Raw genomic sequence first — 10503 nt, 5'->3', positions numbered from 1 at the left:
CTGATATAGCACGAAAGCTGGCAGTACAAATACTGCTGGCACGCCTCCCTATAGCGCGTGCACGCCTCCAAAAGTTCGCCGTAAGCAACGTGATCCGCGCGGGCTCTATAGAGCATAACAATCATATTGCCCCGGTTGTCCTCGACCACATGACCGGCACTTCTCCCGATAATCATTTCTTCCGCAGCATTGCGCAGCGCGAAACTCATGATTTCTTCGTCTCTGGCGCTGAAATGCTTCTCCCACTGTTCCACGCTAATAAGGATCAGCGTCACATAGGGATAATCTTCAACCGGAAGCTGATATTCTTCGTAGGCGGATCTAAGCGTCGCCTCATTCGGCAGCAACCGCTGACACAGGATATCCCGCCAGAACCGTTCGATCAAAGCGACCTTTTTGTGCTCCCACATTGACTGATATTTCTTCAGATGTTCCGCCGTCTCTTTCAGTTCCCTTCGCTCTTGGATGCCATCCAAGGCCGCCTGCAGCACCAGCTCCAGCTCGCCAAAAATGACCGGCTTCAGCAAATAATCATGGCTGCCCAAGTGGATCGCCTTCTGCGCGAAAGCAAAATCAGCATGGCACGTCAAGAACAGCACGACCACCTCGGGCTTATTTGTTTTGACCCATTCGACGAGTTCCAGTCCAGTCTCATCCGGCATTTCGATGTCGCAAATCATCACATCCACATGCGTTTGCAGCAGCTTTTCTCTCGCTGTCGAGGCATGATAAGCCTCATAGACCCTACTAATGCCCAATCGATCCCAATTTACACCTGAGATCATCCCTTTGACTGCAAAAATTTCATCATCGACCAGCAGTGCTGTGTACATCCTATCCCTCATTCATCTGTACTTTGGCGGGGAAGCCTTAACGTGATCAATGAACCGCTTGGCTCCACCCGCTCCAGCACAATATCCACATTTGATTTGTAGTATAGCTTACACCTGCGCATCACATTCCACAAGCCAATATGATCGCTGCCCTCTTCTTCAAAATAGCTCTGGGCTTGCAGCTGTCTCAGCTTCTCATCAGTCATCCCCTTGCCATTGTCCCTCACCTGAACGAGGAAATGCGCTTCCGACTCGGGATCAGGCCGCACTTCAATCCCGATTTGAAACGATTGCGAGGAATGAATCGAGAAGCCATGAATCATGGCGTTTTCCACAAGAGGCTGTACCGTTGAAGGCGGGATACGGCAGTTTTGCAGATCAGACTCAATGTCAATATGAAAAGAAAGATGCTCCGGAAAACGCACCTGCTGCACAGCCAAATAGCTCCGGATATGCTCAAGTTCTTCCATCAATGTAATCGATGAGAGATGCGTCCGAATAGCGAAGCGGAAATATTTGACCAGATGAATGGCCATTTGCTGAATAAGCTCGAAATTTTTCGTTTGGGCAAGATTGTATACAATATTCAGTGAGTTCATAAAGAAATGCGGATGAATCTGAGCCTGCAGATGCTTAAGCTCCGCTTTTTTCGTGCGGATCTGCTCCTCGTAGATATCAATCTTCAGCACTTCAATCTGGGTGACCATGTTATTGAATGTCTCGCCAATCACCTTAAACTCCATCAATCTGTCGTCACTAAACCGAACGGATAGATCGCCTGAATAAATTCTACGCATGCCTTTGATCAACCTGGCGATTGGCCTTACAATGAACCGTTCCAGGAAGAACAAGTACAATAACAGGATAAGCAGCGCTAACACAGGCACGTAATAATTAATTCTCTGGAAAAAGGCCAGCCCCTCCAGCAGATTGCGCTCCGGTATCATCACGGACAAATACATCTCCGCATGATGCGACGGCTGGATAACGAGCAAATATTTCTCAGCCAGACGCACAATCTGGTACGGTTGATCTTCCGCAGTTACATTGACCTTCCAGTCTATGGATTTCAGACTTTTCTCGAATTCCTCATCTTTAAGGGCATTAAGCACGGTTCCTTCTTTCGATAAAAACAAGGCCTGCCCCTGTTCCCCCAAATGAAGCAAATTTAGCGGGATCATCAGCCGATTAATATCCACCCAAGCGCCAATATAGGAATCGTACCCGGTGTCGACAAGGCGGACGAGCGAGTATTGTTGATCTTGATAAATCAGCTGCCAGGAGTGCTGCAGCGAGCTTCGGGTCGTCGAATCCAGCATGAGCTTATCCAGTCTCGCCTTAATCGATTCTTTACGATCATTATTCATATAAGGCTGAGGCGCTACGAGCAAATCGGCATATCTGGAACTATAAGCAAAGAGCACGTCTGCATCTTTATAGTAGTTCGTATTCAAATACATCGCATTCAGCGTACGAATTCTGGCATAATAAGACTCAGGGTTATCTTCCTCGAAGGCGCTAAGCGAGATTAAGTCGCTATCCTGGTTCGCCGTCCTGTACAAGTACTTGTCCAGCTCTTCAAGCACCTGATCGATTTGGTTCATATACATCGTCAGCATATTTTTATTGGATTGTGCAACCTGAGAATGCACAACCTTCGTCGCATACATGTTATTCCAAATTAATAAAATAACGAGCGGAACCGTTACTAGAGCAAAACCCAAAATAAGCTGTGAGCGAAGCGTTCCTCTTTTAATGAACATGCACGGCCTCCTTTTACTCCCGTCAATTCCACGCCAATTACCTGATTCCTTCTTTTTATGCCCAAGGTTATTTGATATATTAGGTCTAGTAGGGGGTATTCGCATTGAAAATCATCCGTAAACTAATAACTGTTCTGGGCACAAGCCTTGTCTGCGCCACCCTGCTCTTAGCTTGCAGCAATCCCGGAACCGCGCCTCAGACGCCCCAAACTTCTGCACCAACAACCGAGCAGATGAATGAAGCCGCAGCAAAACTGCCGCCTTACCATATGGTCATGGTGTTCCCTATCGGCACCGTTCCTAAAGATTTGCCCGACGTGCAGGATGCTATGAATGCCTATTTGGAAAAGAAGATAAATGCCACAATCGAACTGCGGCCCATTGATTTATCCGTCTGGTCGGATAAAACCAACCTGATGTTCCTCTCCAATGAAACATTTGATTTGATGTTCACTTCCTCCTGGTTATTCTTGGGCCAAGAAGTCGCCAAAAGACAAATTATCCCGCTCGATGAACTGCTGAATCAATATGGACAAGGCATTACGAGCACGCTGGATCCCGCCTATATCGAGAATGGAAGAGTAAAAGGAAGCATTTACGGCGTGCTGACCAACAAAGAGTTTGCCTCCACCAAAGGCATCGTCATGCGGAAGGACATCGTGGATAAATACCACATTGATCTCTCCCTTGTACATGATCTTGAAGATATGGAACCCATTTGGAAAACGATACAAGCAAACGAACCGGGCATGGTCCCCCTACAAGTCAAATACGATCGGTCCCCCTTGACCGTGCTGCCCGGCTACGGAAAGTTCGACATGCTGGATTCCAGCAGCGGGCCAGGTGTCATTGACCGTGACAGCAAAGAACTGAAGGTCATTAATCTGTATGAAACCCCAACGTATCTGCATTACGCCAAAATCATGCACGGCTGGTATCAGGCCGGATATATCAACAAAGACGGCTCCACCTCCAGGCAGAATGAATTTGAAGCGGTTAAGGCCGGCAAAGCTTTCGCCTATGCGCAGTCCATCAAGCCCGGATTCAATACGCAAGAATCGCGGAATACAGGATTCCCTATGGTGAGCGTGGAGCTGACCAAGCCCTATACGACGACCGGCGATGTCACAAGCGCGATGTTCGCCATCCCTCGTACCTCAAAGAATCCCGAACGAGCGATGATGTTCCTGAATTTGCTCTACACGGATAAATACTTGCTCAATCTGCTCGATTGGGGGATCGAAGGCAAGCATTTTGTCAAAAAGGGAGACAACCTGATCGACTACCCGCCTGGAGAATCCGCCAAAACCATCGGGTATAACCTTAATTTGCCATGGGTGTTCGGCAATCAGTTGAACTCCTATATCTGGGCAGGCGATGACCCTAATCTCTGGGAAAAATACAGGGTCTTTAACGAAACCGCTGACAGGTCCCTTGCTCTTGGGTTCATTTTCGACCCGGATAAAGTGAAAAATGAGGTGATTGCCTGCGGGAATGCCCTCCCGCAGTACACAGGAGCACTCAATTCGGGCGAATTCGATCCCGATAAAATTATGCCAGCGCTGCTTAAATCCTTGAAGGACGCTGGCGGCAATAAAGTCATTGAAGAGAAGCAGCGGCAGTTGGACGTCTGGGCTGCTGCCAGGAAGACAAAATAGCGCGCATGCCAAACAGCCCCTCGGCGAGAGGGGTTGTTTGGTCTTTTCTGCATATGTGGCCACGATATGAAGCCTGGCATTGTTTTATCTTCAATATCTGGAGTTTCTTTTCTTTCTATGAAACCTCCCAATTTTCTTAAAAATGGAACCAATTTTTCATATTTTCATATCTTATATGGAATAGAGATAGATTGGAGGTGATCGAATTGAAGCCAAGTTTAAAGTTAACGAGCAAGCGTTCTTCATCCATCATTCTCCGATCCGTCGTCTTCCTTTTCCCGAGAATTGGCTCAGGTGTAACTGTTTTCTCCGGTGCTTTTCGGCTCAGAAACGTTGTTAATTTCGGCGAAATCATCATTTCCCAACGTCCTTCGGCCGGCTTCCTTACTCAGCCTGTCATCAGATACCAGATTGTAGACGCCGTCACCCATCGCCCCATCACGAACGCTGTAACTGTGAGAGGAACACGGACCTTTGTGCTGACTTTTGTTGTCCCGGCCGGAACCGACCGACTCCAAATTACTAATGTTGGACCAAGCCCGGCTGAGGTTAATGGTAAAGTGTTGATTTTCTAAATGATAAGATGACGTTGTACCTATGAATAGAAACGCCCCCGCTTCCCAAAAAACAAAGAACCCGGACTGGTTTACGCCAGTAACGGGTTCTTTGCCATATGCCGCGTTCTTCATGCGCGGTGTTATACCATGATTTTGCCGGACTTCACTTCTTTTCCGCTGACATCCTTTGATCCGACAAGATGATCTCGTTCACTCCCCCGGCTTTATCATACGAGAACCATATTTCAAAGACGCCCTGCTTCTCGTCATCCGACCTCTCGCTTTTATAGGCCTTTCGTTCCAACGGAAGATTATTTTCCTTATAGAAACTATAGAGCGTGCCTCCTAGCGCTGTTACAATTGCGTATTTTTTTCCGTATTTCTGCTCGACTTCTTCCTTTTTCGATCCTATGCGAATTCCGCGTGTAATCTGCATCCGTTTTTCTAATGAGAAGCCAATGGCCAATCCGGCAACTTTATCCTCGCGATACATCACGGAGACGCCATCATCATACTTTTGAACCACACCGCTGCCCTTCCCGGAGCCTAAAATCCTTTCGACCCTTTTCCGATCCGTTCCGTAGCAAATTTCGCTATCCGGAAAGCCGGTTTTTTCCATACACAGATCTTTAGCGGAAAAAGCATCGGGAACAAGCTTGCCAGCCTCGCTGCTGCACCCGGAAATAAGCATTAAAATGATCACAGCGCAAAACATGGTAAACTTCCTACTATTTCGATCCCCTTTCAAGATTGCCGCTCACTCCATCCCTCTGAAAAATGTGTTATTTTTAACAATTTTCCATTTTATTGTTAATTTCAAAGTCTACTTTATATCGTCATCTCACATAGATTTATTTAGCTTTCAGCACTTTAACTATGAACTATTCTTTGATATGATGAAGGAAATAGCATTGAATGTGACTGGCGAAAACAGTGGAATTAACCACGAGGGAGCATTCAGTTGGAACGTACCGTTCGCCTGGGGAAAAAGTATTTGCAGATGTGCCGTCATTGACGAGCGTCTGCCGATGCTTTTTTTCGTTTATTGATTCAAAATTGCATATTTGAACAGGGAGGTTATGGAAATGGCAATGCTCATGAAAGCAAAGGAAGCGGCCGATGGCGTATATGAGGCGGTCCGAACGCGTGTAGAGGAGCTGAAAACAGCAGGAATTGTACCGCGCATGGCAACAATTCTGGTGGAAGGAGATCCTGCTTCTGCCTATTACGCCCGCGCTAAGCAAAAGATTGCTGAGAAGCTAGGAGTAGCTTTCCATCTCCACGCCTTCAAGGAAGACACAAGCGAGCCAGATATCCTGCAGCTCATCTCCCAACTGAATGCAGACCCGAATGTGCATGGCATTATGTTGGAGCTTCCTCTGCCGCGGCATCTGTCCGCTTCCACCATCGAAAAGTCCATCTCGCCCGATAAGGATATCGATGGCGTAACGCCCAGCAACAAGCTGGCTACCGTTACTGGGGACAAGGGGCTCTATCCCGCAACTCCACAAGCGTGCATCCAATTGCTCGCCTTTTACGGCCATACGCTGGAAGGCAAAAATGTCACCTTGGTCGGCAGAGGTCAGACTGTTGGACTCCCCCTCTTTCATATGCTTCAAAGGGAGAATGCGACTGTCACTGTGTGCCATTCCCGAACGCCTGATATCGCTTCGCACCTAGGGCACGCAGAGATTGCCTTCGTAGCCGTCGGCCGTCCTGATGTGATCACCATGGAGATGGTCCACGCCAACTTGATCCTGATCGACGCCGGCATCAATGAGGCCGCTGACGGTAAAATCGTGGGCGACGCAGCACCGAATATCAGTGAAAAGGTGCTGGCCGTTTCTCCTGTTCCAGGCGGAGTCGGCACGTTAACCACCGCGATTCTGTTTCAGAATCTATTGAAAGCTATCGAGCTGCAACAACACGCAGGGGAGGCGCGCTACGTATGAATGCGATATCATGGGATCAATCGATACGCGATTTTATTCAGCAAGCGGGAAGCTCTGCGCCTACACCGGGCGGCGGAAGTGTTGCCGCGCTAGTCGCCGCGCTTGGAGCGTCAATGACAGCGATGGTCGGCAATCTCTCGCAGGGCGACAAATTCGTTGACGTTCACGAACAGATTGCAGCAGCCATTCGCGTTATGAATGACTTAACCGCAGCCTGTGAGGAACTGCTCGCTTCTGACATCGCAGCATTCCAGCAGTACATGGAAGCACTCCGGCTTCCCAAGCAGACAGCTGAGGAGAAGGACCTTCGCAGCCAGGCTATTCAGGCTGCAACGGCTGCCGCTATCACCGTGCCGCTTCGTCTGATGGAGGTTTGCCGCGATGGCTTGCGATGCACGCTCACAATTGCCGAAAACTCTAACAAGAATGTCATATCCGACCTCGGCATTGGGGCCATCTTGTTCGAGGCTGCTGCTCAATCAGCTAATCTCACCATCGAAATCAACCTGGCTTCCCTGAAAGACTCGGAAGCGAGACGCCAGTATATGAAGCAGATGCTTGATTTGATCAGCGCCATTGAAGAGCTGAAAAGTAAAACCTTGCTTGCCGTGAGGAGCCGGATAATCGGATAACAGCGCTTCTGACGGCTGCAAGCGCATTTCAACCTGACCCCCGCTTCCCAAAAACAAAAAAACCCGGACTGGTTTAGCCAGTGACGGGTTCTTTGCCATATACCGCTCTCTTCATGCGCGGTGTTACACCATGATTTTACAAATATTATTCGTAAACTCAACAGGATCTTGAATCGTCAAGCCCTCGATGAGCAGCGCCTGATTGTACAAGAGATTCGTGTACAGGGCAAGCTTCGCTTTATCCGCGCTATAAGCATCCTTCAACGATTGGAATACCTCGTGGTTCACGTTGATTTCCAACACCTTGTCCGCTTTTACCTCTTGGTTGTTCGGCATAGCTTTCAAGATTTTCTCCATCTCAATCGTCACTTCGCCCTCTGTCGACAAACATACAGGATGGCTTTTCAGACGCTTCGACGCTTTTACATTCTTCACTTTGTCCGCCAAAATGTCTTTCATTGATGCAAAGAGATCCTTGCTTTCGTTCTCTTCAGCTTCCGTTTGATTGTCATTCGCATCCGGCTCAATTCCTAAGTCGCTGCTCGATACCGATTTGAACTCTTTCTCTTTATATTTCATGAGCATCTTGATTGCGAACTCGTCGATATCATCCGTAAAGTAAAGGATTTCGTACCCTTTATCGGATACCAGCTCCGTTTGCGGAAGTCTGGAAATGCGATCATTCGACTCCCCAGCCGCATAGTAGATATACTTCTGGTCTTCCGGCATACCCGATACGTACTCATCCAACGTGATCAGCTTCTTCGCTTTGGAGGAGTAGAACAGTAGCAAGTCCTGCAGCACATCTTTATTAGAACCATAATCACTGTAGACCCCATATTTCAGCTGGCGGCCAAACGAATTATAGAATTGCTCGTACTTTTCTCTTTCATCTTTCAACAGGCTTTGCAGCTGGCTTTTGATTTTGCTCTTGATGTTTTTCGCAATTAGGCTTAATTGTCTGTCGTGCTGCAGCATCTCACGCGAGATATTTAGCGACAAGTCTTCCGAGTCTACCATCCCTTTGACAAAGCTGAAGTAGTCAGGAAGCAAATCCGAGCATTTGTTCATGATCAGCACGCCATTGCAATAAAGCTCAAGCCCCTTCTCATACTCCTTCGTATAGTAGTCGAACGGCGTATTCTCCGGGATATACAAAATCGCTTGATACACAACCGCGCCGTCGGCACTAATGTGAAGGTGCTTCAGCGGCTTATCGAAACCATAGCGCTTTTCGAAATAAAAGTTCTCGTAATCTTCCGTAGTCAGCTCATTCTTATTTTTACGCCAGATCGGAACCATGCTGTTGACCGTCTGTTCTTCGCTATAGTCCTCGTAATCGTTCTCGCTGCCTTCAACCGGCCTGCGCCCCGTTACCTCCATCTTGATCGGATACCGGATAAAGTCGGAATACTTCTTAATAATCGCTTTCAAACGATACTCTTCCAGGAACTCGTCATAATTATCGTCTTCGGTGTTCGCTTTAATTTTCAAAATAATCTCCGTGCCGATGGAATCCTTCTCGGACGGCTCGATGGTGTAGCCTTCCGCGCCAGTGGACTCCCACTTGAACGCCTCGTCGCTGCCCAGCGCTTTGGAAATCACCGTGATCTCGTCCGCCACCATGAAAGCCGAGTAGAAACCGACCCCGAACTGGCCGATGATGTTATGTCCGTCTTTGAGTTCATTTTCTTTCTTGAAAGCCAATGAGCCGCTCTTCGCGATAATCCCAAGGTTATTCTCCAGATCCTCTTTCGTCATCCCGATGCCGGTGTCCGAGATCGTCAGCGTTCTGCTTGCTTTGTCAGCGGAGATGCGGAGGAAATAGTTGTCCTTGTCAAACACCAGCGCCTCATCGGTTAATGCCTTGTAGTAAATTTTGTCGATAGCATCGCTGGCATTGGAAATAAGCTCTCTCAAAAAGATTTCTCGCTGTGTATAAATGGAGTTAATCATCATTTCGAGTAATCTTTTCGATTCGGCTTGGAATTGCTTCTTCGTCATGAATAAATCTCCCTTCAACTACTGTTCATATTACGTATACTCGCAAATCAGTCTTGCCAAAGCCTTAGCACTCTAATCAACGGAGTGCTAACCTAGTTTTTATATATCATATAGTAATTTCCAATGTCAATACATCGCTGGAAAAAAGGGCTCCGTATAACAAGAAAATCCGCCCATTCACGCGCAAAACGTGACAATGGACGGTGGCTATACGTTCATTAAAGCGTCATAAGATGTTTAGCCAAACCTTCTGTTTCTGATAGAAACGAAGAGTGCCCGCTGTCTAATGTAATGATCTGTTTGCAGCTTGTCGCGGCATACATCAGCTTTTGCAGTCCATTGCTTACTGCATGGTCTTGCAAAGTCTCGATATATACACGATCTACCTTACCGTAGTTCTCCTCTGTTAATGAGACTGCGTGACGGAATGGTTTAACCGCCTCTGGCCTAATCAATTGTGCAGCCCAGGCGACCTCCTCTTCGGAACAGTCCCCAAAGAACAGTTCTTTTACCGCCTCCGGCTTCACCTCAACATGGCTGTAATCAGGAGCAAAGACCAGATTCGAAGGAACCAATGACCATTTATCCTTTTCAACGGCATCCGTGAGGGTTTCGCCATTTTTCAATAAATAAGCGCTTAAATAAATTAACGCCTTGATTTTATCAGGCCGATGTTCAGCGACTTGGCTAATGACGACGCCTCCCATACTATGACCGAGCAGATACACGGACTCATTTTGTGAGTCGATCGCCTGCACGACGCTTTCCACGTATTTTTCAAGGGATAGCTCGGAAACTGGCGTTTGGTCGGCTCCATGCCCCGGCAAGTCCTCCGCGATCACAGTATGCCCATTTTCTCTCAATAATTTCGAAAGCTTTTCCCAACACCAAGCCCCTTGCCATGCGCCATGCACGAAAACATAAGTACTCATTCTTTTCCTCCCAGTAAACTTTGTGGTCATCAAGATTCATTCCACGACTCCACTGGAAAACCCTTTTTTTTACAAAAATTTGTTTCATGTCCGGACGTCATTTAACTTCAGTTGCAAACGCCTCTGCCGCTGTGATTTCCAAGCATTTGGCGATCATCTGCAACAAGACTTC

9 protein-coding genes and 1 riboswitch (1 of these 10 running past the window's edge) are annotated in these 10503 nt (G+C 47.6%); of the genes, 4 read left to right on the top strand and 5 right to left on the bottom strand.

Features of this window, described 5'->3' with window-relative positions; all coding sequences use genetic code 11:
- Positions 1 to 833, bottom strand: the 5' portion of a protein-coding gene (locus ABRS97_RS23335) for a response regulator transcription factor (RefSeq protein ID WP_367817826.1). Its footprint begins 763 nt before the window's first position; 833 of the gene's 1596 nt are visible here — the first part of the coding sequence; the start codon lies at positions 831 to 833; its stop codon lies beyond the left edge, outside the window.
- An 8-nt stretch (positions 834 to 841) separates the two neighbouring features.
- A complete protein-coding gene (locus ABRS97_RS23330; RefSeq protein ID WP_367817824.1) occupies positions 842 to 2596 on the bottom strand; it encodes a sensor histidine kinase in 1755 nt (584 codons plus the stop codon).
- A gap of 104 nt (positions 2597 to 2700) precedes the next feature.
- Here ABRS97_RS23330 and ABRS97_RS23325 point away from each other — a divergent pair, with 104 nt between their 5' ends.
- Positions 2701 to 4254 (top strand): ABC transporter substrate-binding protein, encoded by a 1554-nt coding sequence (locus ABRS97_RS23325; protein WP_367817822.1) that lies wholly within the window; start codon positions 2701 to 2703, stop codon positions 4252 to 4254.
- Positions 4255 to 4460: 206 nt separating this feature from the next.
- Positions 4461 to 4829, top strand: a complete 369-nt coding sequence (locus ABRS97_RS23320) for a hypothetical protein (protein WP_367817820.1) — start codon at positions 4461 to 4463, stop codon at positions 4827 to 4829.
- A 145-nt stretch (positions 4830 to 4974) separates the two neighbouring features.
- Here the strand turns inward: ABRS97_RS23320 and ABRS97_RS23315 are convergent, their stop codons facing one another.
- The gene (locus ABRS97_RS23315) at positions 4975 to 5526 is read right to left on the bottom strand and encodes a hypothetical protein (RefSeq protein WP_367817818.1); all 552 of its coding nucleotides are present in this window, start codon (positions 5524 to 5526) and stop codon (positions 4975 to 4977) included.
- Between the two features lie 192 nt (positions 5527 to 5718).
- Positions 5719 to 5803: riboswitch (ZMP/ZTP riboswitch) on the top strand.
- Between the two features lie 93 nt (positions 5804 to 5896).
- On the opposite strand from ABRS97_RS23315, the gene ABRS97_RS23310 reads away from it, so the two are divergent.
- Entirely contained in the window at positions 5897 to 6763 is an 867-nt protein-coding gene (locus tag ABRS97_RS23310) for a bifunctional 5,10-methylenetetrahydrofolate dehydrogenase/5,10-methenyltetrahydrofolate cyclohydrolase (protein ID WP_367817816.1), read from the top strand.
- Positions 6760 to 7395, top strand: a complete 636-nt coding sequence (locus ABRS97_RS23305; protein WP_367817814.1) for a cyclodeaminase/cyclohydrolase family protein — start codon at positions 6760 to 6762, stop codon at positions 7393 to 7395. Before ABRS97_RS23310 ends, ABRS97_RS23305 begins: the two co-directional genes overlap by 4 nt.
- Positions 7396 to 7518: 123 nt before the next feature.
- On the opposite strand, the gene htpG is transcribed toward ABRS97_RS23305, so the two are convergent.
- Positions 7519 to 9399 (bottom strand): molecular chaperone HtpG, encoded by a 1881-nt coding sequence (gene htpG / locus ABRS97_RS23300; protein ID WP_367817812.1) that lies wholly within the window; start codon positions 9397 to 9399, stop codon positions 7519 to 7521.
- Between the two features lie 218 nt (positions 9400 to 9617).
- Positions 9618 to 10331: an alpha/beta fold hydrolase gene (locus ABRS97_RS23295; protein ID WP_367817810.1), complete on the bottom strand. Its 714-nt coding sequence runs from the start codon at positions 10329 to 10331 to the stop codon at positions 9618 to 9620.
- Positions 10332 to 10503: the final 172 nt, after the last annotated feature.

Source organism: Paenibacillus tabacirhizosphaerae, assembly GCF_040812395.1.
Taxonomy (GTDB): domain Bacteria; phylum Bacillota; class Bacilli; order Paenibacillales; family NBRC-103111; genus Paenibacillus_E.
The sequence above is the reverse complement of the archived record's forward strand: the minus strand, read 5'-3'. Positions and strand labels throughout refer to the sequence as shown.

Excerpts from the sequence above, each read along its gene's own strand:
- ABRS97_RS23310 (WP_367817816.1), top strand. The coding sequence starts at position 5,897 with ATGGCAATGCTCATGAAAGCAAAGGAAGCGGCCGATGGCGTATATGAG.
- ABRS97_RS23330 (WP_367817824.1), bottom strand. The coding sequence starts at position 2,596 with ATGTTCATTAAAAGAGGAACGCTTCGCTCACAGCTTATTTTGGGTTTT.
- ABRS97_RS23315 (WP_367817818.1), bottom strand. The coding sequence starts at position 5,526 with ATGTTTTGCGCTGTGATCATTTTAATGCTTATTTCCGGGTGCAGCAGC.
- ABRS97_RS23295 (WP_367817810.1), bottom strand. The coding sequence starts at position 10,331 with ATGAGTACTTATGTTTTCGTGCATGGCGCATGGCAAGGGGCTTGGTGT.
- ABRS97_RS23305 (WP_367817814.1), top strand. The coding sequence starts at position 6,760 with ATGAATGCGATATCATGGGATCAATCGATACGCGATTTTATTCAGCAA.
- htpG (WP_367817812.1), bottom strand. The coding sequence starts at position 9,399 with ATGACGAAGAAGCAATTCCAAGCCGAATCGAAAAGATTACTCGAAATG.